Below are 21682 nucleotides of genomic sequence, written 5' to 3'. Positions count from 1 at the left end.
GTACTGCCACCAAGAACGAGGCGCTGCAAACAGAGGAAATTCAACCTGGGAGCAGCGTCAGACCGCTAATCATTATACCCCCGCGGGTTATCCCCAGGCCATTTCACCCCAGGGCCGCGACCCTGGGTCGCACCTTTCGTGCCATCCGCCCAACAATTTGGCCCAGGATTCATGCGGCGATCCGGCAGGGCAAGGCGATATCCAAGATATTCTCCCCCCGACTGGCGCAAGCCTCAAAAATTGTGTATAGTTGCGGACTTCGTTGGCCTGGTAGCTCAGTCGGTAGAGCAGAGGATTGAAAATCCTTGTGTCGGTGGTTCGATTCCGCCCCAGGCCACCAAAAAGATTCAAGCAACGAGCCCCGCCCCGTATCCACTACGGCGGGGCTTTTTGTTTTTGTCGCCGATATCGGTCCGTCGCCCGACATTCTGGCGGCAGTCGGAACTCCCTACGTCGCCCGATGCGCGCGGATGAATTCGAGTGCGGCCCGCTTGGACACCACATCCCCGTACTTGCTGTCGATATCGAAGAGATTGGCTTCATGCGGATCCGGATGGCGATCCCCCACCCCCTCCCGCACCACGATCACGTTCAGGCCATGCTGCACGCCATCCACCGCCGTCGCGCGCACGCAGCCGCTGGTGGAGCAGCCCAGCACGATCAGGGTGTCGACCCTGGAAGCCGTCAGCGTACTGGCAAGGCTGGTGCCGAAAAAACTGCTGGCGTACTGCTTGTGCAGGACGATCTCGCCGGGCACGGGTTCCAAGCCTTCACAAAACGCGTTGTAGGGCGCGCGTTTGAACAGTTCGAGGATAGGCGACTTGCGATACCAGGCGCCGGCGTCGGCCAGCGTGTCGGACTGGTGCGTGATCGTGGTGTGGATGACCATCATTCCAGCATCCCGCGCCGCGCGCAGGATCTCCGCGCTGTGCGCCACCGCGGCCACGACGCCGGCGCCAAACATCGGCGATTCTTCGAGCGTATAGGCTTGCACGAAGTCGATGAGTAGCAGCGCCGCCTTATCGCCAAACCCGACTCGATGCCCCCATACGCCCTTATAGTTTTCCGCTGCGCTGCTCATGCAAGACTCCAAGACAAAAGGATTTGGCGGCCGTCATTCGATCCGGGCGCCGGTCTGCTCGATGATTCCGGACCACATCTTCAGGTCGGTGTCGATCAGCTTGGAGAACTGAGCAGGCGTGGTATTCGCCGCTTCCGCGCCCTGGGCCTTCAAGTTGGCTTGAAACGTCTTGTCGGCAAGCACGCTCGAGGTTTCCCGGCGCAGCGTGGCGACCACGTCCGCCGGGGTGCCGGCCGGAGCAAACAGGCCATACCACGACATGGCCGCGACACCGGGCACCGTTTCGGCGATGGTCGGCACGTCCGGCAGCAACGATGAACGCTCGGACGACGCAACCGCGATCAGGCGCAGCTTGCCGGCATGGACGAAAGACATGACGCTGGGCCAGCTGGTGAAAGTCACCGACACCCGGCCAGACACCATGTCCGTATTGGCGGCGGAGGCGCCCTTGTAGGGAATGTGCATCATGTCGACGCCGGCGGCCCGCTTGAACATTTCGCCCAGCAGATGATCGAGCGTGCCATTGCCCGCGGACGCCATGTGCAGTTGACCAGGTTTGCTTTTGGCCAACGAGACGAGGTCCTGCACCGTCTTTACCGGCAGATCCGGATTGACGATCAAGACATAAGGCGCAGTCGCGACCAGACCGATGGGTTCAAAATCCTTCTTGGGATCGAATGGCACGGACTTGTATACGAATGGGCTGATGGTATAGCTGCTGCCCACGGTCAGCAGCAGGTTGTAGCCGTCCTGGCTGCCGCGCGCCGACACGCCGATACCGATATTGCCGCCCGCGCCCGACCGGTTCTCCACCACGAAGGTCTGATGCAGACGCTCGCCGATTTTTTGGGCAAAAGGCCGGGCGACCGCATCGTTGGCCCCTCCCGGTCCGTGCGGCACGATGACCGTGACGGCCTTCGACGGATAACCCTGCGCCCGGACGGCGCCAGGATGGGCAAGACCCAGGGCAAACATCAGCGCAAAAAAACTCAGTGTTTTTTTCATCTTGACCAGTTTGTTCGGGTTGAAGTGGAACTTCCATGCCGCGACTGAAACACCCAGGTTCATTGCCTGCTCCCCATTTTCCAGGTTCATCGTCCGCGTCCGGCCGCCCGGCGCGAATCATTTGAGGGCAATTCTCGGCACCGGGATCGATATCGTCCAATACGAATTAAGGAATCATCTATAGTGTTTCCAGATAAATTGGACGGAATGCCCAGCCATGGACTTGCGGCAGCTTCGGTACTTCGCGGCGATTGCGGAAGAACAGAGCTTTACGAAAGCGGCCCGGAAGCTGCACATTTCGCAACCTCCGCTCAGCCAGCAACTGAGCAATCTGGAGGCCGACCTCGGCGTCCGTCTTTTCATACGCACCAGCAGAAGCGTCCAGCTCAGTGAAGCGGGCAGCGTGCTGTTGCCCCACGTCCGCGCCGTGCTGGATCGCCTGGACGAGGCCAGGCTGCAGGTACAGCGCGTGGCGCAGGGCCTGGAAGGGTGCGTGACGCTGGGCTTGACCGGCTCGCACTTCCTCGGCACCTTGCCCCAGTTCATCCGCGAGTTCCGGCAGGAGCGGCCGCAGGTGGACGTGGCCTTGAAGGAAATGCCCCCGTCCGATCAACTGACAGGGCTGCAGGACAGGCGCCTGGATCTGTGCCTCTCGCGCGGCATTCCTGACGACCCGACATTCGCCGCCGAACTGCTGTGGCACGACTCGTCGGTGGTCGTGCTGCCACCGGGCCATCCGCTGTCGCGCCGCAAGCGGCTGCGCCTGCAGGAATTGAAAGACGAGGATTTCGTATTCTTCCGCCTGGGGTCGTCCATCTTTGCCGACTCGGTGTACCAAGCCTGCCTGTTTTCCCGCTTCAAGCCGAAGATCGTCCAACAGGTCGTGGAAGTGCCCGCCGTGGTCAATCTGGTGGCCGCCGGACTCGGGATCTCCATCGTCCCGGAATCGATTGCACGCCTGCGCGCCGACGCCGTCGCGATCTGCGAACTCGCACATGAAAAAGACATGCCGCAGATTTCCTCCAGCGTCTATCTGATGCGCCGATCCGACGAAGACCGCCAGGTCGTGCTGGGATTTGCCGCCGCGCTCAATCAATGGGCCAGGCAATCGATGCCCGCGCCCCTTTCCCTGGCCCGCCCTTCCGCGATATCGTAAGACGCCCTCTCCGTAGCCCGCCGCATCCATCCACCGGAGCCGCGACATGCGCGCCCAAGCAACAGCAAGAGCAAAAGCGCTTTTCGGTCTGATTGCACTGCTGGCCTGCCTGCTGGGTCCCGCGCACGCACAGAGCGGCGCTACGACGCCAGCCCGCCCAGTCCCGGCTTCCACGCAGGTCCAGGCCATCCTGGTGGCGGAAATCCCGCTGCGGGCGGACACCGATCACCGCTACGCCGAAAGCGTCATGGAACGCGTCACCGGCGCCGACCCCACTGACTTGCTGGCGCCGCGCCTGGAATCGATTTCCCGGTCCGTCGACGAAAAGCTCCAGCAATTCCAGCCGGCCCAATTGCGCAGCCTGCCCATCATGCGGCTGGAAAGCCTGGAGCGGCACTGGATGTTCGACGCGCGCCGTTTCGCGGCCTGGCAAGAGGACATGCGCCAGGCGACCGCGGCCTATGCCAGCGACGCCGCCGAACTGGCGCGTCGCCGGGATGCCTGGCAGGCCCTCAAGAGCGCGCCCGGCGCCGCCGACCTGCCGCCGGCCCTGACCGGCCGGATCGACTCCGTCATTGCCCAACTGGTCCGGGCTGAACAAGCGCTTTCCGTGCCGCTGGGCCGCCAGATCGCACTGGGCCAGCGCGCCAACGCCGTCGAAGAGCGCATCCAGTCCGGACAGCGGGCGGTGGCCGAGGCCATCAACTACATCGACGCCCGCCTGCTCGAACTGGACGCGCCCCCGCTATGGGCGGCTACCTTCACGCCCACCGCACGCAGCGATGCGATGGCCTATCTACGCTCCGGCCTGGACATGGAATTGCGCTTCGCCCGCCAGTACGCCGCGGCCGACACCGGCAACCAGCTTGCCCTGCATGTGCTGCAAGTCGTCCTGCTGCCGCTGCTGCTCTGGCTGGCCTGGCACAGCCGCCACGCGATCCGGGCCGGCGAAATGAGCCAGACCGCCGCAAGGGTGCTGGGACGCCCGCTGTCCGCCTGGCTGCTGCTGGCCATGATGGGGGTGCAGCTGCTGGAGTCGGATGCACCGCTGATCGTGCTGCAGATCGCGCTGCTGCTGGCGGTAGTGCCGGTCCTGCGCCTGCTGCCGCCGACCGCGCGCGAGCAGCTGGATCTGTGGCCCTACGCCATCACCGGCCTGTATCTGGCGGAGCGGCTGGGCATATTCTTCCTGGCCAGCGAAACGCTGTACCGGCTGCACAACCTCGCCATCACCCTGCTGGCCCTGGCAACGGCGCTTTGGCTGCATACCCGCGCCCAGCGCCGCGGCAACGCCCAGGCGCCCAGCCGGCTGCACAAGGCCGTGCGTGCCGGCGCCTGGGTCGCCGTGGCGTTGCTGGCCATTGCCGGCGTCTCCAACCTGATCGGCAACCTGTCGATGGCTGAGATGCTGACCAGCGCCGTCATCAGCAGCGGCTACTTCGGCCTGATGCTGTACGCCGGGGTCACCATCATCGTCACCCTGCTGCAGCTGCTGCTGGCCCGGCCCGGCGTGTCGCGCTTCCGCATCGCGCGCGAGCACGCCCCGCCCCTGGTGCAACTGCTAATCCGCCTGGTGATGGCCAGCGCCGTCGTGGGCTGGACCCTCTACACGATGGACCGCTTCCGCATTCTGCGCGGCACCTATGCCGTCACGACGAAAGTACTGTCATACACGCTGGCGCTCGGGGACATCACCATCAGCCTGGGTAACATCCTGGTGTTCGCGATCTCCGTAGTGATCGCGTTCTGGGCTGCGCGGGCGATCCGCCTGGTGCTGCACGACGAAGTGCTGGCCCGCATGCCGCTGCCGCGCGGCGTCGGCAACAGCATCGCCTCGCTGACCTACTACTCCGTGCTGCTGCTGGGCCTGGCGGTGGCGCTGTCGGCCGCCGGCGTCAGGACCAGCCAATTGGCCCTGGTGCTGGGCGCACTGGGCGTGGGCATAGGCTTCGGCCTGCAGAACGTGGTCAACAACTTCGTGTCAGGGCTGATCCTGATGTTCGAACGTCCCATCCAGCCGGGCGACGTGGTGGAAATCGGCGAGACCTCCGGACAGGTGCGCGAGATCGGCATGCGCGCAACCCGCATCAGAACCTTTGAAGGGGCCGACGTGGTGGTCCCGAACGGCACCTTGCTTTCGGAAAAACTGACCAACTGGACCATGCTGGACCGCAACCGCCGTATCGAAATCAGCATCGGTCTGGCCTACGGCACGGACCCCGCGCAGGCCATCGAACTGCTGGGCTCGGTGGCGCGCGGCACCCTGGGCGTCTCCACCCAGCCGGCGCCCATCGCACTCTTCATGGGCTTCGGCGCCAGCACCCTGGATTTCAGCATCCGCGCCTGGACGCCGGACTTCGACCAGTGGATGTCCATCCGCAGCGACATGTTGTCGCGGATGTACGAGGCGCTGACGCAGGCCGGCATCGGGATACCCTATCCGCAGACCGACCTGCACCTGCGCAGCATCTCTCCGGAAGCCGGCGCCGTCCTCGCGCAAGCCCGCCGCGCCGCGCCGGATGGCGGGCCGCCTCCCACATGACGCGGATATTGTGTATAGTGGCGGACTTTCGCGTTGGCCTGGTAGCTCAGTCGGTAGAGCAGAGGATTGAAAATCCTTGTGTCGGTGGTTCGATTCCGCCCCAGGCCACCAATGAATTCAAGCAGCTGGCCCCGCCTTTGGCGGGGCCTTTTGCTTTGGTGCGCGGCGGCGTTTGTCGGATAGCATAGTCACGCCGTGCCACCCCTGACTTCCCCTCCACGCGATGACGCCTGATTCCTCTTCCCCGTCCTCCTCCATCGGCATGGGCCGCGCGGCGCTCGTGCTGTGTCGCGCGCTCTGGCACTATGCCGACGGCGCGCGGCGGCAGCTGATGGGCGCCATCGCGCTGCTATCGGGCGCGCAGTTGGTCAAGCTGACCCTGCCCTGGCTGGCCTCCCACGCCATCAATGCCTTGCAGCAGAACGACATGTCCACCGCCGGCCTCTGGATCCTGTTCCTGGTCGGCAGCTACATGATGTCCTGGGTGTTCCACGGCCCGGGACGCGTCCTGGAAGGCAACGTAGGCGTGCATGTCCGCCAACGGCAGGCCGACGATCTCTATGCCCGCATCGCGGCCGCCCCGCTGACCTGGCGCGACGGCAGGCATTCCGGCGACCTGCAGCATCGGGTATTGCAATCCAGCCGCGCGCTGTCGGCTTTCGCCCGCAGCATGTACGGCTACCTGCACAGCGCCTTGAACTTCATCGGCCCACTGGTCGCGCTGACCCTGCTGTCGCCTGTCAGCGGCCTCATCGCCGTGAGCGGTTACCTGATAATTGCCCTCGTCACGTTGCGCTTCGACCTTGCGCTGATGCGGCTGGCCCGTTCCGAAAACGACCAGGAACGCCGCTACGTCGCCGCGCTGCTCGACTTCGTCAGCAATGCCGGCACCGTGATCGGCCTGCGGCTGCAAGCCGCCTCGCGCAAGATCCTGGGCCGCCGCCTGGAGGCGGTCATGCAGCCCTTGCGCCGCGCCCTGTGGATCAACGAAGTGAAGTGGTGCGTGGTCGACCTGGCCGGCATGTGCCTTACCTGGATCCTCGTGGTGGAGTATGTGCTGCGGCACCGCGAGCCCGGGCAGGCGCTCTTGCTGGGCACCATCTTCATGATCTATCAGTATGCTCAGCAGGCCGCGTCCGTGGTCAGCGCCATCGCCTCCAACTTCCAGAGCTTCGCGCGCATGCACACCGACTACAGCAGCGCAGAACCCATCTGGCAGGCCCCTGGCAATCCCGAAGCCGCCGTCCCAGCCGTCCAGCCCGACGCGCCGTGGCAGACCCTGGAGTTGCGCGGCGCCACCTGGCGTTACTCGGACGAAGGGCGCGGCGGCCTGCACGGCGTGGACCTGGTGCTGCGCCGCGGTTCGCGCGTCGCGTTGATCGGCGCCAGCGGCGGCGGCAAGAGCACGTTGCTGCGCACCCTTGCCGGACTCTATCCGCCGCAGCAGGGCGATCTGCTGCGCGACGGCAAGCCCGTGGACTGGACCGAACTGCGCGCGCTGGCCACGCTGATTCCGCAGGAGGCCGAAGTCTTCGAAGCCAGCGTGCAGGAGAACCTCACTTTCGGCGAACCTGCCGATGCGCAGGCGCTGCAAGCCGCTGTGCATACCGGCGTGTTCGACGAAGTGCTGCAACGCATGCCCGACGGCCTGGCCAGCCCGATGAATGAACGCGGCAGCAATCTGTCCGGCGGGCAACGCCAACGCCTGGCCCTGTCGCGCGGCGCGCTGGCCGCGCAAGGCAGTTCCTTGCTGCTGCTGGACGAACCCACCAGCGCGCTTGACCCGCAAGCGGAGGGTCGGGTGTTCGACCGCATGTACGCCGCCTTCCCGACGGCTTGCATCGTGGCCTCGGTGCACCGCCCCAGCCTGCTCAACCGCTTCGACACTATCGTGGTGATGGAAGCCGGGCGCGTGGTGGATGCGGGGCCGCGCGACGAGGTGCTGGCCCGGCATCAGCCTTGATGAGCAGCGCCTGCCGACCGCCCGTCTACACTCGATACCATGACACAGCCACCCGCCTCCGAAGCAGCGCAGCGCCCGTCCGGTCGCAGGCGCGCGAGCCTGATCACCTATGCCTGCCTGGCGATCAGCCTGGTGTTCGTCTACCTGGGTACGGAAATGATCCGGGACGGCGCCGACGCAGGCATCCCCGTCACGCTGTTCTTCGGCATCTGCGCCGCAACCGGCGTCCTGCAACTATGGCCGCAGCTGCTCCAGCGCGACTCGCGCTCGGCCGCGATGCTGCTGGCACGCTATCCAGGTCCCTTGGTGCTCAAGGCCGCGAAGGGCAAGCTGCTGGTGTTCTCGGTCCTGTCGGCGGCCTTCGGCGGCGTGATCCTGTGGATGCTGCTGCACGAAACGCTGCCGCCGCTGAAGCAGTTGATCCTATGGCCGGGAGCCTTGTTCTTTCTGCTCGGCGCGGCCATGTTGCTGGTGCGCGCCGCGAAAAACGATACCGCCTTGCGCCTGATCCGCGACGGCTTCGAAACCCGGCAGGTGTGGAACGGCAGAACCATACGCTGGCAAGACACCAGCGAATTCACCGTGGTCAGCGTCAGCCGCGCGGTGCCCAAGCTCATTGTCTTCGACGATGCCGCGGTAGAACGCAGCGGCACTGCGGGCCTCAACAGACATATCGTGGGGCGCAATTCCAGCCTGGGTGAGACGTATGGACTGACCCATGAGGCCCTCGCCGAACTGCTCAATGAGTGGCGTAAGCGGGCCTTGGATCAGGATGCGATCTTTACGCGATGGCCTGAGAACGGATGACAGCTGTTCTTCAGCAGAGCAGTCCGAAATGGATGTACTGCTGCGCTGGCTGATGTCGCGCATGCGGCGCCCCCAGAACATTACAAAAAAGTAATCCACGCGTAACCTCCCCGCCCCTGTCAGCCGTCCACACTGGAGTCCATGCACTTCCAGACCACAGAAAGGAGCTGACCATGAAGACCCTGACCACCTTGTTCAGTGCGTGCGCGTTGAGCCTGGGAATGACAGGCGCGGTCTACGCGCAGGCCGCCAGCGGCGGACATGACACGCATCATCCGGCCACGGCCGAGCCGGCCTCCAATATGCAAATGGCACCGGGCGCCGGCATGATGAAGAACATGGAAGCGCACATGCAAGCCATGGGCGGAATGCACCAGCAGATGGCTGCGGCCAAGACGGCCGAAGAGCGCCAGGCCTTGATGGGCGAACACATGAAGTCCATGCCCGCCAATGGCGCCAGCATGCTGGGCTGCCACGAGATGATGGGATCGATGATGAATCCGGCGGGCGATGCGCCCTCGGCGGCGTCCCCGGCAGCCAAGGGCTGAGCGCCACGAGTCATTGCTGGCGGCCGGCGCCGCAGTGGCGCCGGCCGCCAGCTATTGCGCTGCGCGCACCCCGCCTGGGCATAATAGGCACACGAAGGATCACACCGGCACTCGAAAGGGATGGGTATGAATCACTCTCGTCACGGCGACGCGGCATCGAACGAAGGCACGCTCTATGTGTGCCCCATGCACCCGGAGATCCGCCAGAACCATCCGGGCCGCTGTCCGAAGTGCCAGATGCATCTGGTGCCGGAAGGACAGGCGCACGCTCAGTCGGCTCATGCGCATGGCGGTCATGACGCGCACCAGCAGCAGCATCACGCCCACGATCACAATAAGCACGGTGCGGGTAGCGACGAACACGACGGCCTAACTGCCCAACCGACAGCAGCCGCCCCTATGGATGCCGCCGCCGACGTTCCCGCCGGCACGATCTACACCTGCCCCATGCATCCCGAGATCCGCCAGGGTCGCCCCGGGAGCTGCCCCAAGTGCGGCATGACGCTGGAGCCTCTTATCCCGCTGGATGAGGAGGACAACAGCGAACTCAATGACTTCCAGCGCCGCTTCTGGTGGACGCTGCCCCTGACCCTCATCGTGGCCGTGATGGCCATGTTCGGCCATCGCCTGGGTTGGTTCGACATGGCGACCCAGAGCTGGCTGGAGTTGGCGCTGTCCCTGCCGGTGGTGTTCTGGACCGGCTGGCCGTTCTTCGTGCGCGGCTGGCAGTCGCTTGTGCATCGCAGCCCCAACATGTGGACGCTGATCAGCCTGGGCACGGCCGCGGCATTCATCTACAGTGTGGTCGCCACGCTGGCGCCGGGCGTGTTCCCGGATTCCTTCGTATCGATGGGGCGCGTGGCGGTGTATTTCGAGGCTGCCGTGGTCATCATTTCGCTGACCATGCTGGGGCAGATCCTGGAGCTGCAGGCGCGCTCGCAGACGTCCGCCGCGATCAAGGCCCTGCTCGGCCTGGCGCCCAAGACGGCGCGGCGCATCAACACCGACGGCAGCGAGGAAGACGTGCCGCTGAACCACGTGCATGTGGGCGACCTGCTGCGCGTGCGTCCCGGCGAGAAGATTCCGGTGGACGGCATCGTCACCGAAGGCCGCAGCGCCGTGGACGAATCCATGCTCACCGGCGAGCCCGTGCCAGTCAGCAAGCGCGAGAACGACAAGCTGATCGGCGCCACGCTCAACACCAGCGGCACCCTGGTGATGCGCTCGGAGAAGGTGGGTTCCGCCACCATGCTGGCGCAAATCGTGCAGATGGTCGCCAACGCCCAACGTTCCAAGGCGCCCATGCAACGCATGGCGGATGTGGTGGCGGGCAAGTTCGTCGTCGCCGTGGTGTTGGTGGCGATCTCCACACTGCTGGTGTGGGGCGTTTTCGGGCCGGAACCCAGTTGGGTGTACGGCCTGATCAACGCTGTCGCCGTGCTCATCATCGCCTGCCCCTGCGCGCTGGGACTGGCTACGCCCATGTCGGTCATGGTGGCCACGGGCCGCGCCGCCGCGCAGGGCGTGCTGTTCCGCGACGCCGGCGCGATCGAGAAGATGCGCGAGGTGGACACGTTGATCGTCGACAAGACCGGCACCCTGACCGAAGGAAAACCTGCCTTCGATACCGCGATCGCGGCGCCGGGATACACGTCCGACGAAGTGCTGCGCCTGGCGGCCAGCCTGGACCAAGGCAGCGAACATCCGCTGGCCGACGCCATCGTCAGCGCCGCGCGCGCCCAGGGCCTCGCGCTGGCCAAGGCCGAGGACTTCGATTCCGGCAGCGGCATCGGCGTGCGCGGCACGGTGGAAGGCAAGCGTCTGGCCTTGGGCAACACGGCATTGATGGAGCAGGAAGGCGTGCGGGTGGACGCGTTGCGCGCGGACGGCGAACGCCTGCGCGGCGAAGGCGCCAGCATCATGCACCTGGCAGTGGACGGCCAGTTCGCCGGCATCCTGGCGGTGACCGATCCCATCAAGCCCAGCACGCACGAGGCCATCCAGAACCTGCACGACAGCGGCCTGCGCATCGTCATGGCGACGGGCGACGGCCTGACCACCGCGCGCGCCGTCGGCGCCGCCCTACGCATCGACGAAGTGCACGGCGAGGTCAAGCCGGCCGACAAGCTGGCGCTGGTGGAAAAGCTGCAAAAGGACGGCCACGTGGTGGCGATGGCGGGCGACGGCATCAACGACGCCCCCGCGCTGGCCCGCGCCGACGTAGGCGTAGCCATGGGCACGGGCACCGACGTGGCCATGAACAGCGGCCAGGTGACCCTGGTCAAGGGCGACCTGCGCGGCATCGCCGCCTCGCGCCAGATCTCCATCGACACCGTGCGCAACATGCGGCAGAACTTGATGTTCGCCTTCGTCTACAACGGCATCGGCGTTCCGATAGCGGCGGGCTTGCTGTATCCGTTCACAGGATGGTTGCTGTCGCCGATGATCGCGGCGCTGGCGATGAGCCTGAGTTCGGCTTCGGTGATTTTCAATGCGTTGCGGTTGCGATAGCTCCCCAAAGCTAATCGTTCCAGATCGAGGCAGCGTCCCAGCCCTGTGGAAACCCCAAGTCTGCTGGCGCAATGGCGGGGTGCATTCTGAACAGGTCCATCAGGCGAACTGGCCACTCATCTTGGGAATCAACCGCCTTTGAGAACAGCCGCATGACGACCGCCAAGCAGTAATAGCTTTGCGGATCGTTGAAATGTTCCGCGGCCAGGTGGTAAACAGCCGGCCGGACGGCAAAGCGACGATTCCACACCCGTCCGTGATGCGCGCAAATATTGCGCAGCAAGGTCAGCGCATGCAGCCAGGATTCGACTAGAGGAGCGGCCAGGCCGAATGCCTTGGCTACGATCTTTTTGGGATTGGGGTGCGTCCGATCCGCCTTTTGCAGGTGTTTGTAGAGTTGCGACCATTTGCCGAAGGACAAACACTCTGCCATCAACCAACTAGGTGGCAGCAGCGGCTCGGTGTAGGTTCCGAAATAATGCTGTGCAAACAAGTCTCTGGAACGACGCGTCTCACGCTCAACAGTTCCAAGAAAGCTGCCAAGCGGAAATGGGTCCGGCCGGCTTCCATACCCTGACGCATACCCCAAAACCTGAGCAGGATGATTCAGATACCAGAACGGCCCATACCGTATGGACATCTGATTGCTTATGACTGTCCGCACGGCCACCTCTATCCGTTCGAGCTGGCCAAGCGTAGTACGCCTCAGGACGCGGTCGAACTCATAGCGGGCGATGACGTCTTCGAATCTCACCCCGGGCTGAAACATACGCCCCGCTGGCGTGGAGATCATGAGAGATAACGCATAGCCACGCAGGCGGAAATACCCAACAAAGTTCAGCGCACGCTCGGCAGCCATAACGCATGGAACCGCCAGACCTTTGTCTTGCCAGCGGGCTAGCAGGGCAGCATTGGACAGCGGGACTTTGGTGTACCTCACGACAGAATCCCGGCAGAAAAAAGAAACCCGCCCTGGGAGCACGGTACCGGCGCTTGCGCGCAGGCCTGAAGTGTGGCGGGTGTTGTTGAGCGCAGTGTATCAACAGGTCCGCCAACGGCAACGCCATTTCTTGCTCTATAAGACTCAAACACGGCCTTTGCTCCCCAGGATGCGGATGCTTCGCTGATCTTTAAGCGATCCCGGCAATTCTGGCGCTGCATCGATAAATGACGCAACGGTGTGTGGGACATTTTTGGCCTACGAGATGCCTGCGCGCAGGAGCCTTGTTTCTAACAATAGGTACGTATCAAAATTTACCGACTTTTAGGAATAGCAGCACTCCCATCCAACCGCGCCAGCGTCCTCTCCACCACCCTGTCACAATCATCCCCATCAAACTCAAACAAACTCTTCTCCACCACCCCCACATCCCGCGCCAGCGCTTCGCGCAGCAGCGCATTGGCGCGGAAGTGGCGGCTGCGGACGGTGGCTTCGGGGATGCCCAGGCAATGCGCCGTTTCCTCGACCGACAGTTCCTCGACCGAGCGCAATACGAACACGGTCCGGAACGAGACGGGCAAGGCGTCCAGCCGCGCTTCCAGCAGGCTTCTCAATTCAGCGCGGACGGCGGCGTGGTACGGCGGATTGAAGTCGTTGATGGTCATCGCATCAACCTCTTTCTCTATGTCATCGGCGACGGGAAACAGCGCCTCGCGGCGGCTGTGCTTGCGCAGCCGGCCATAGCATTCGTTGAGCAGGAGCCGCGACAGCCAGGTGAACAACGTCGATTCGCCGCGGAACGCCGCCATGTTCCGATAGGCCGCAAGGTAGGTTTCCTGCAAGGCATCCTCGGCATCGGCGTCGTTGCGCAGAGTGGCGCGCGCCAGACGGTAGAGCCGCCGGTTGTGCCGCCGCATCATCAACTCAAACGCGCTCTGCTCGCCCGCCGCGATGCGGTGCGCGAGCGCCAGGTCTTCGTCCTCAGCCGGCGTTGCCGCCAGCGCCGCAAGTGCAGTCATGAGTCTGACCTCCGCCACGCGTCATTGCGCAATCAAGGTACCCTGCATCGTCGGATGAAACAGGCAGGCATAGGCGCTGCTGCCTGCCTCTGTCACAGTGTAGGTCCAGGATGCGCCGGCGGCGATCACTCCCGAATCGAAAGTCTTGGAAACCGCGGTGGCGGTGTGCGGGACCAGGTCCTTGTTGATCCATGTCACCTTGTCGCCCCGCTTGACGGTCAGCGTCGCGGGCCTGAACTGCATTCCTTCGATGGTCACGACATGCTCGGCCAGTTGAGTGCCAGTGGGGCTTTGCTGGGCGGACGCGACCGCGCCCGCCAGCATCAGGCTGGCGCATAGCGCGGCCAGGCCGGCGCGCCCGAGCGCGGAAAATGAGCAGGTGTCAGCCACCGTTGAGCCTCTTCTGCAGGGATTTGGCATGTTCCAGGTGCGCGATGAACGCAGGCCGCACCTTGACCAACAGGGCCTTCAACTCCGCGTTGTGCGCGCCGGGAATCAGGGTCGTGTCCAGCGCCTGGATCACGGCCTCGTGGTAGGCCACCTCGTGATCCACATAGGCTTTGTCGAACGCAGCGCCGCTCATACCCTTGAGCGCGGCGAGGTTCTTGTCCCCGCCCTGCTGCAGGCTGTCGCTGGTCGCGTTCGGTTCGGGCTTGACCTTGAGCTTCTGCACCAGCTCGCCGGCCGACTTGTTGACCGCGGAATGATCAGTCACCATCAGCGTGGCGAAGTCGCGAACCTCCTTGTTGCCGGTCTTGCCCTGCGCCAGCTTGCCGGCGTCGATGTCGACCTGGTTGGCCACCACCACGATGGCCGCTATCTGCGGATCCGTCGGCCCGTTGCCATGGGCAAACACCCCGCAGCTCACCAAGGCCAGCGCATAGAACCATCTTGCTTGAATTGCTTTCATCTCATCCCCCGAAGCCATGGATGCAGGCGCGGCCGGAATAGCCAGGAATCTTGCCTGCTTATGGGGTTGGATGTCGCGAAAACGCGCCGCGTTCCGGCGCGGGGCAACGACGGGGTTCAGCCCACCGGCACCGCCATGCCGTACTTGGCACGGTTCATCACCACCAGCGTGGAAAAGCGCTTGACGTTGGGATTGCCCCAGAAATTGCGCTGGGCGAAGGTTTCGTATTCGGCCATGTCGCGCATGGTGATGGTCAGGACGAAGTCCACCTCGCCCGTGACCGACAGGCACTGCATGATTTCCGGCGCGGACTGCATGGCGCGCTTGAACTGGTCGAGCTTGTCGGCGCGTTCGCTCTCCAGCGTCACCAGCACGACCATCATGATGCCCCGGCCCACGGCAGCGGGGTCGACCACGGAAACGTCGCCCAGCACCACCTTGGACTCGCGCAGCCGCTTCATGCGGCGCAGACAGGACACCGGCGACAGGTTCACGCGCTGCGCGACTTCCTGGCTGGTGCGCTGGTTGTCTTCCTGCATGCTTTGCAGGATCTGGAGGTCGAAATCGTCTAGTTCCATCAGGGTCTCGGAACGGCTGGAAACGGCCGGAAGGGAGCCGCCAACAGATTCTAAGCCCGGCCGCGCCTGAATCCGGCCCCATTTTGACGGGAAACTTCATTTCCGCACCCCGCGATGCAGGAATTATTCAGCCGGCTTGCTTAAACTGGGAGCCCTCTGCCCGCGCCGCGGGTACGTCCGCCCTCGTATCATGCCGTCACTCCAGCTTTTCCTGCTGTTCCTCGCCGCCGACGCGGCGCTCAAACTCACGCCCGGGCCCGACATGGCGCTGACCTTGTCCCGGGGCATGACGCAGGGCTTCCGGCCCGCCTTCCACAGTGTCCTGGGCAACGTCGCCGCCGGCTTCATCCAGGTGCCGGCGGTGGTGCTGGGCCTGGCTTCGGTGCTGCAGGCGTTCCCGTCGTTGTTCATGGGCATCAAGGCCGCGGGCGGCCTGTACCTGGGCTACCTGGGCATCAAGGCCATTGTCCGCTGCGCGCGTTCGGCCGACGTGTCGCTCGCGGCCCGCCCCGGAGACGCGCGCGACGCGTTCTGGCAGGGCTTCACGACGAACCTGCTGAACCCCAAGGTGCTGCTGTTCATGATCGCCTTCCTGCCGCAGTTCACTACCCCGGACAATGGGCCGGTGTGGATCCAGATGCTGGTGCTGGGCGTGACGATGAAGGCGCTGAGCCTGCCCTACGGCAGCTGCTTCGCCTATGGCGCCTCGCGCATCCGCGGCTGGGTGGGGCGCAATCCCTGGTTCCTGCGGATGCAGCAGGGCCTGCTCGGCGCCGTCATGCTGGGCCTGGCGCTTTACGTGCTTTATTCCACCGCCGAACACCTGACACCCTGAACCACCCGCCGTCCCGTACGTATCCTGTCTTTCCGCCATTGCCATGACCGCCGCCACCCTGAATACCGGACGCAACGCGTCTTCCTCCACCCTGCTCCCCATCCTGTCGCTGATCGGCGCGATGGCCTCGCTGTGCGTCGGCACCTCGTTCGCCAAGTCGCTCTTCCCCATGGTGGGCGCCCAGGGCACGACCGCCTACCGCATCGCCATCGGCGCGCTGATCCTGGTGGCGATCTGGCGTCCGTGGCGCTTTCCGCTGACGCGCCAGGCGGCGGCCAAGATCGCCCTGTACGGCGTGACGCTGGCCTGCATGAACCTGCTGTTCTACATGGCCTTGCGCACGCTGCCGCTGGGCGTGGCCATCGCCATCGAATTCATCGGCCCGCTGACCCTGGCAGTGGCGCTGTCGCGGCGCGCCATCGACTTCGTCTGGATCGGCTGCGCCATCGCAGGCCTGGTGCTGCTGATTCCCACGGGGCAATCGGTGCGTGACCTGGACCCCGTGGGGATCGCCTTTGCGCTGGGCGCGGCGGTGTGCTGGGCGCTCTACATCATCTTCGGCAAGATGGCGGGCAATGTGCATGGCGGGCAAGCCACCTCGCTCGGGCTGACCGCGGCGACATTGGTGGCGCTGCCCATAGGCGCGGCGCACGCCGGCGCGGCATTGCTGGATCCGACCCTGATCCTGGCCGGCATCGCCGTGGGCATACTGTCCAGCGCTCTGCCCTATTCGCTGGAAATGGTGGCGCTGCGGCGCCTGCCGCAGAAGACCTTCGGCGTGCTGCTCAGCATGGAGCCCGCCATGGGCGCGCTGGCCGGCGTGATCGTCCTGAATGAGCAGCTGTCGCAGACGCAATGGCTGGCCATCTGCGGCATCATCGTGGCTTCCGCGGGCTGCGCAGCGACCGCCCGCCGGCAAAATACCGCTCCCACGCCCGCGCCGGACTGAGCGCGGACGGACGCCGCCGCCGCGGCCCGCGCGCGTTTCAGCCGAATCCCACTTCCCGCTGGGGCGGCGCCAGCGGATCGAAGTCTTCCCAATGGTTGTTGCGCCAGCGGCCGTTGGCGTGTTCCACGTCGGCGCCGCCGGCATCGCGCAGGATGCGACACGCGAGCATTTCGCGTTGCGGGCGCGTGCGCACGGCGACCATCACGCCGGCCTGGCGGATCTCGGCATGGGAATCGGGATTGAAGTGGCCGTGCAGCGTGCTGCCGTGGCCCGTCACCCAGAGCGCGCCGAACAGCGACCCCAGATAGGCGCCGACGCCTGCGGCGGCCAGGATCAATGGCGTGGATTCGCTTATTTCCGACATCACGAACCCGCCAAACACCGCAAAGCCTGCCCCCACCCCGCCTGCTCCGAGGAAGGCGCCGATGTCGGCGCGTCCCGAGTCCGGATCGGAGCGGCGGTCGCCACCCAAGGGGTAGCGGCCATGCTCGCCGGCCGGATTGACGTAGAAGGTATTGATGTCCCAGTGGGGAAAGCCGTTGGCGGACAGGCGCTCGGCTGCGGCGTGCGCCGCTTCGAAGCCCTCGAACCGGGCTGCTACGATCAGAGACATGATGTGCTCCTTGCCCGGGCTGCCGGACAGGATATACGTGCCTTTATCGTACGCCCGCGCCGCTTGCGCAACCGCGCCGGTTACACCTTGCGGCGGCTGTTACCGTCCGCCTTCAGTTGGCGGAAATGTTTTTGCTGCGGATCACCGCGCCCCAGCGCTCGTACTCCGTGCGCGCATAGTCCGCGAAGGCTTGCGGGGTGCTGCCGGTGGGCTCCATGCCCTGCAATTTCAGTTGGTCGGCCACTGCCGGCGAGCGCAGGGCCTGGGCAATGGCGTGGCTGAGTTTCTCGACCACCGGAGTCGGCGTGCCGGCGGGCGCGACCACGCCCTGCCAGGCGGCGGCTTCGAACGCCGGGCCGCCCGCCTCGGCGAAGGTCGGCACCTGCGGCAATTGCCCGGAACGCTGCGCGGCCGGCACCGCGATGGCGCGCAGCTTGCCCGCCTGGATCAGCGGACGCGCGGCGGCCAGATCGGCCATCATCATCGGCACCACGCCGGACGCCACATCCTGCAAGGCGGGCGGTGTGCCCTTGTAGGGTATGGCCGTGGCCCGGCCCTGGATGGTATCCAGGAACAGTTCCATGGCCAGGTGATGCGGGCTGCCCACGCCCAGGGACGCATAGCTGCCCGGCTTGTCCCGCTTGAGGTAAGCCGTCACGTCCGCCAGCGTATGCATCGAGGAATCGGGCGACACCACCAGCACGATGGGCAGCGCCACCAGCGTGGAGACGGGAGTCAGATCCTTCGCCGGATCGTAAGGCAGCTTTTGGTACAGCCAGGGATTCAGCGCCAGCGTGCTCATCCCGGCCGTCAGCAGGGTGTAGCCATCAGGCGCGGCGCGCGCGGTCTCCTGCGCGGCGACGATGGTGGCGGCGCCCGGACGATTTTCCACCACCACCGGCTGCCCCAACGCGTCGCCCACGTGCTTGGCGACGACGCGGGTGGCGATGTCGCTGCCGCCGCCTGCGCTGAACGGCACCAGCCAGCGGATCGGATGATCGGGAAACTCCGCTGCCGCAGCCTTGCCCGGAACCGTCACTGCCCCGGCCAGCGCCGCCGCCAGCAAGGCGCCCTGCAAAATGCCTTTGAACATGTCGCGCTCTCCTCGCCTGCCTATTTATTTAACATATTAATGATTAATTATCGGACCCGGAACGCCGGTGCACATCACCGGAAAAACCCGGAGCTTCGCCAAGCCCGCAAGACTCAGGTACGGGCCGCAGCCAGCCAGCGCAAGCCGGCCGAGGTGCCGGCGGCCGGACGGTATTCGCAGCCGATCCAGCCGCTGTACTGCAGTTCGCGCAGCACGCTGAAGACCCAGCCGTAATCCAGTTCGCCCCGGTCGGGTTCCTGGCGCAGCGGCACGCCGGCGATCTGCAGATGGCCGACCCGCCCCGTTGGCAGGTATTCGCGCAGCTTCATGGTGACGTCGCCTTCGACGATCTGGCAGTGGTAGAGATCCATCTGCACTTTCAGATTGGACGCATTGACCGCCTGCACCACGGCATGCGCCTCATCCTGGCGGTTCAGGAAGTAGCCGGGTATGTCGCGGGTGTTGATGGGTTCGATCAGCACGGTAACGCCGGCCGAGCGCGCCTGGCGCGCGGCCCAGTCCAGGTTCTCGCGATAGCAGTCCAGCATGGCCTCGCGCGAGGCGTCAGGCGCAACCAAGCCCGCCATCACATGGAGGTTCGGGCAGGCCAACGCCGTGGCGTAGGACAGCGCCTGTTCAATCCCCGCCTGGAATTCCGCCTGCCGCCCCGGCTGCGCGGCCAGGCCGCGATCGCCGCGAGCAGCGACGCCAGGCGGCGCATTGAAGAGCACCTGCGTCACGCCGGCCGCGTCCATGCGCTCGCGCACGAAGGCGGCCGGGGCCTCGTAGGGAAACATGCATTCCACGCCGGCGTATCCGTCCGCCGCGGCGGCCGCATAGCGGTCCAGGAACGCGTGTTCCGTGTACATCATGGAAAGATTGGCGGCGAACTTCAACATGGCGGGCTCCGGACCGGGCGGCATGCATGGAAATTAGCACAACCGCCCGCCCCGCCATCGCCGCAGCGCTAGACGCCGAAGTCGGGCGCCGGATGCAAGGTCAGGCGTGGTCCCGCCTTGAGCAGCTGGCTGGGGATGTCGTGTCCCACCAACGCGGGCAAGGTCGCCGAAGCGCCGAGTATGGCGTCCAGGTCCACACCGGTGTCGTAGCCCATCAGCTCCAGCATGTGCACCAGTTCTTCCGTGCACACGTTGCCGCTGGCGCCCGGCGCGTAAGGGCAGCCGCCCAGCCCCCCCAGCGAGGCGTCAAAGCGGTCGATGCCCGCCTCGATGGCCGTCAGGGTATTGGCCAGCGCCATACCGCGCGTATTGTGGAAATGCATGGTGGTGGTCAGGCCGGGAAACAGCTTGCGAACCTCGCGGCCGATCTTGCCAACCTGCGTGGGATAAGCCATGCCGGTGGTGTCGCACAGCGTCACGCCGTCCACGCCCAGCGCGGCGAAGCGCCCCACCAGTTCGAAGACGTCGAAGGCATTGATGTCGCCTTCCATCGGGCAGCCGAACACAGTGGACAGCGACACGTTGATGGCAACGCGGCTGTCGCGCACCGCGTTGACCACGTCGCTCAACTGCTCGAACGACTGCTCCCGCGTCATGCGCAGATTGGCGCGGTTATGGGTCTCGCTGACGGACATCACCAGGTTGACCTCGTCCACCTGGCACTCCAGCGCCCGCTGCGCGCCGCGCACATTGGGCACCAGCACCGTGTAGACGACGTCCGGATTGCGCTCGATCTCGTGCATCACGATCTCGGCGTCGCGCAGGGCCGGAATGGCCTTGGGCGAGGTGAAGGACGTCGCCTCGATCTTGGCGAACCCGCTGGCGGACAGCCGGTTGATGAAGGCGATCTTGTCCCGCGTTTCGATGAACTGCTTTTCGTTCTGGAAGCCGTCGCGCGGCGCGACTTCCTGGATGTACAGCCGCGGGCGGCTGGCGTTGGTGCCGGGGTGGGTCACATTCATGCTGCGCTCCTCAGATGATGCCGCGCGCGCGCCAGTCCTGGCGCTGCGCCTCGCCGATGCCCAAGCCGGCCAGCACGTCGTCGGTGTCCTGGCCCAGGGCGGGCGCCGGGCTACGCACTTCACCCGGCGTTTCCGACAATTTGGGCACGATGCCCGGCACCTGCACCGGCGTGCCGTCCGGCAGCGCGCCGTCCAGGATCATGCCGCGCGCCCGGTAGTGCGGGTCGGCCGCGATGTCGGCCACGTCATAGATCTTGCCGGCGGGGATCTGCCCGTCGTTCAGGCGCTCCAGCACCAGGTCCAGCGGATGCCGGCCGGTCCATTGCGAAATTGCGTCGTCAAGCATGACTACGTGCTTCACGCGTCCGGCGTTGTTCGCCAGTTCCGGCGCCTCGGCCAGGTCAGGGCGCCCGATCACGCCCATCAGGCGCTTGAAGATGCTGTCGCCATTGCCGGCGATCAGCACGTACTTGTTGTCCTGGCAGCGGTAGGCGTTGCTGGGCGCGATGCCCGGCAGACTGCTGCCGGCGGGTTGGCGGATCTCGCCGAACACCGAATATTCGGGCAGCAGGCTTTCCATCATGTTGAAGACCGACTCGTACAACGCCACATCGATCATCTGGCCCGTGCCGTTCTGGTCGCGCGCACGCAGCGCCAGCAGGATGCCGATGACGCCGTGCAGCGCCGACAGCGAATCGCCGATGGACACGCCCACGCGCACCGGGGTGCGATCAGGCTCGCCACTCAGGTGGCGCAGACCGCCCATGGCTTCGCCGATGGCGCCGAAGCCGGGCAGATCGCGGTACGGGCCGCTCTGGCCGTAGCCGGACACGCGCAGCATCACCAGCCGCGGATTGATGGCGCGCAGTTCCTCCCAGCCCAGCCCCCAGCCTTCCATGGTGCCGGGCTTGAAGTTCTCGATCACCACGTCGACGTCCTTGACCAGGGTCCGGATCAGGTCCTGCGCCTCGGGTTTTCGCAGATCCAGGCTGACCGACTTCTTGTTGCGCGACTGCACCTGCCACCAGACGGAGGTGCCGTCGTGGATCAGGCGCCAGTTGCGCAGCGGATCGCCCTTGCCGGGCGGTTCGATCTTGATGACCTCGGCCCCGAATTCGCCCAGCATCTTGGCGGCGAACGGTCCGGCGATCAGCTGGCCCAATTCCAGCACTCGGATTCCGCTCAATGGTTTGGATGACATGATTGCCTCG

The 21682-nt window shown here is 65.3% G+C and carries 20 protein-coding genes and 2 tRNA genes; 10 read left to right on the top strand and 12 right to left on the bottom strand.

Annotated elements, in window-relative coordinates:
• Positions 1 to 264: 264 nt before the first annotated feature.
• Positions 265 to 340 (top strand) — tRNA-Phe (locus IPU70_RS13635).
• 108 nt (positions 341 to 448) lie between these two features.
• Here IPU70_RS13635 and IPU70_RS13630 read toward each other — a convergent pair.
• Complete coding sequence (locus IPU70_RS13630; protein WP_207467963.1) at positions 449 to 1081, bottom strand: isochorismatase family protein; 633 nt, start codon at positions 1079 to 1081, stop codon at positions 449 to 451.
• Between the two features lie 33 nt (positions 1082 to 1114).
• Positions 1115 to 2176 (bottom strand): tripartite tricarboxylate transporter substrate binding protein, encoded by a 1062-nt coding sequence (locus IPU70_RS13625; RefSeq protein ID WP_242702489.1) that lies wholly within the window; start codon positions 2174 to 2176, stop codon positions 1115 to 1117.
• Between the two features lie 127 nt (positions 2177 to 2303).
• On the opposite strand from IPU70_RS13625, the gene IPU70_RS13620 reads away from it, so the two are divergent.
• The 7 genes from IPU70_RS13620 to IPU70_RS13590 all read left to right on the top strand — a co-directional run bounded on the left by IPU70_RS13620 (position 2304) and on the right by IPU70_RS13590 (position 11613).
• The gene (locus IPU70_RS13620; RefSeq protein ID WP_207467962.1) at positions 2304 to 3242 is read left to right on the top strand and encodes a LysR substrate-binding domain-containing protein; all 939 of its coding nucleotides are present in this window, start codon (positions 2304 to 2306) and stop codon (positions 3240 to 3242) included.
• 46 nt (positions 3243 to 3288) lie between these two features.
• Positions 3289 to 5784, top strand: a complete 2496-nt coding sequence (locus IPU70_RS13615; RefSeq protein WP_207467960.1) for a mechanosensitive ion channel family protein — start codon at positions 3289 to 3291, stop codon at positions 5782 to 5784.
• Between the two features lie 35 nt (positions 5785 to 5819).
• Positions 5820 to 5895: transfer RNA gene (locus IPU70_RS13610), tRNA-Phe, on the top strand.
• A 112-nt stretch (positions 5896 to 6007) separates the two neighbouring features.
• Positions 6008 to 7747, top strand: coding sequence for an ABC transporter ATP-binding protein (locus IPU70_RS13605; protein ID WP_242702488.1), 1740 nt, complete (start codon positions 6008 to 6010; stop codon positions 7745 to 7747).
• Positions 7748 to 7786: 39 nt separating this feature from the next.
• A complete protein-coding gene (locus IPU70_RS13600) occupies positions 7787 to 8554 on the top strand; it encodes a hypothetical protein (protein WP_207467959.1) in 768 nt (255 codons plus the stop codon).
• Between the two features lie 173 nt (positions 8555 to 8727).
• Positions 8728 to 9102: a hypothetical protein gene (locus IPU70_RS13595; RefSeq protein WP_207467958.1), complete on the top strand. Its 375-nt coding sequence runs from the start codon at positions 8728 to 8730 to the stop codon at positions 9100 to 9102.
• 126 nt (positions 9103 to 9228) lie between these two features.
• The gene (locus tag IPU70_RS13590; RefSeq protein WP_256439235.1) at positions 9229 to 11613 is read left to right on the top strand and encodes a copper-translocating P-type ATPase; all 2385 of its coding nucleotides are present in this window, start codon (positions 9229 to 9231) and stop codon (positions 11611 to 11613) included.
• 10 nt (positions 11614 to 11623) lie between these two features.
• Here IPU70_RS13590 and IPU70_RS13585 read toward each other — a convergent pair whose 3' ends face one another.
• The 5 genes from IPU70_RS13585 to IPU70_RS13565 form a co-directional block, all read right to left on the bottom strand.
• Positions 11624 to 12553, bottom strand: coding sequence for an Abi family protein (locus IPU70_RS13585; RefSeq protein WP_207467957.1), 930 nt, complete (start codon positions 12551 to 12553; stop codon positions 11624 to 11626).
• A 314-nt stretch (positions 12554 to 12867) separates the two neighbouring features.
• Positions 12868 to 13572, bottom strand: a complete 705-nt coding sequence (locus IPU70_RS13580; protein ID WP_207467956.1) for an RNA polymerase sigma factor — start codon at positions 13570 to 13572, stop codon at positions 12868 to 12870.
• Between the two features lie 21 nt (positions 13573 to 13593).
• On the bottom strand, positions 13594 to 13896 hold the full coding sequence (locus IPU70_RS13575) for a cupredoxin family copper-binding protein (RefSeq protein ID WP_207468136.1): 303 nt from the start codon (positions 13894 to 13896) through the stop codon (positions 13594 to 13596).
• A gap of 58 nt (positions 13897 to 13954) precedes the next feature.
• A complete protein-coding gene (locus IPU70_RS13570; protein WP_207467955.1) occupies positions 13955 to 14482 on the bottom strand; it encodes a DUF4142 domain-containing protein in 528 nt (175 codons plus the stop codon).
• A gap of 116 nt (positions 14483 to 14598) precedes the next feature.
• Positions 14599 to 15060 (bottom strand): Lrp/AsnC family transcriptional regulator, encoded by a 462-nt coding sequence (locus tag IPU70_RS13565; RefSeq protein ID WP_207467954.1) that lies wholly within the window; start codon positions 15058 to 15060, stop codon positions 14599 to 14601.
• Between the two features lie 190 nt (positions 15061 to 15250).
• On the opposite strand from IPU70_RS13565, the gene IPU70_RS13560 reads away from it, so the two are divergent.
• Together IPU70_RS13560 and IPU70_RS13555 are read left to right on the top strand one after the other, a co-directional pair.
• On the top strand, positions 15251 to 15895 hold the full coding sequence (locus IPU70_RS13560) for a LysE family translocator (RefSeq protein WP_207467953.1): 645 nt from the start codon (positions 15251 to 15253) through the stop codon (positions 15893 to 15895).
• A 43-nt stretch (positions 15896 to 15938) separates the two neighbouring features.
• Positions 15939 to 16844 (top strand): DMT family transporter, encoded by a 906-nt coding sequence (locus IPU70_RS13555; protein WP_207467951.1) that lies wholly within the window; start codon positions 15939 to 15941, stop codon positions 16842 to 16844.
• Between the two features lie 37 nt (positions 16845 to 16881).
• Here the strand turns inward: IPU70_RS13555 and IPU70_RS13550 are convergent, their stop codons facing one another.
• From IPU70_RS13550 to IPU70_RS13530, 5 genes are all read right to left on the bottom strand, one after another.
• Complete coding sequence (locus tag IPU70_RS13550; protein WP_207467948.1) at positions 16882 to 17457, bottom strand: hypothetical protein; 576 nt, start codon at positions 17455 to 17457, stop codon at positions 16882 to 16884.
• Positions 17458 to 17569: 112 nt separating this feature from the next.
• Positions 17570 to 18550, bottom strand: a complete 981-nt coding sequence (locus tag IPU70_RS13545; RefSeq protein ID WP_207467946.1) for a tripartite tricarboxylate transporter substrate binding protein — start codon at positions 18548 to 18550, stop codon at positions 17570 to 17572.
• Between the two features lie 113 nt (positions 18551 to 18663).
• A complete protein-coding gene (gene otnI, locus IPU70_RS13540) occupies positions 18664 to 19449 on the bottom strand; it encodes a 2-oxo-tetronate isomerase (protein WP_207467944.1) in 786 nt (261 codons plus the stop codon).
• Positions 19450 to 19517: 68 nt separating this feature from the next.
• Positions 19518 to 20471, bottom strand: coding sequence for a hydroxymethylglutaryl-CoA lyase (locus IPU70_RS13535; protein WP_207467942.1), 954 nt, complete (start codon positions 20469 to 20471; stop codon positions 19518 to 19520).
• A gap of 10 nt (positions 20472 to 20481) precedes the next feature.
• The gene (locus IPU70_RS13530; protein WP_207467941.1) at positions 20482 to 21672 is read right to left on the bottom strand and encodes a CaiB/BaiF CoA-transferase family protein; all 1191 of its coding nucleotides are present in this window, start codon (positions 21670 to 21672) and stop codon (positions 20482 to 20484) included.
• Between the last annotated feature and the right edge of the window lie 10 nt (positions 21673 to 21682).

It is taken from the genome of Achromobacter sp. SD115, from assembly GCF_017355315.1.
Lineage (GTDB): Bacteria > Pseudomonadota > Gammaproteobacteria > Burkholderiales > Burkholderiaceae_B > Achromobacter > Achromobacter xylosoxidans_B.
This window is presented reverse-complemented; position numbering and strand designations above follow the sequence as displayed.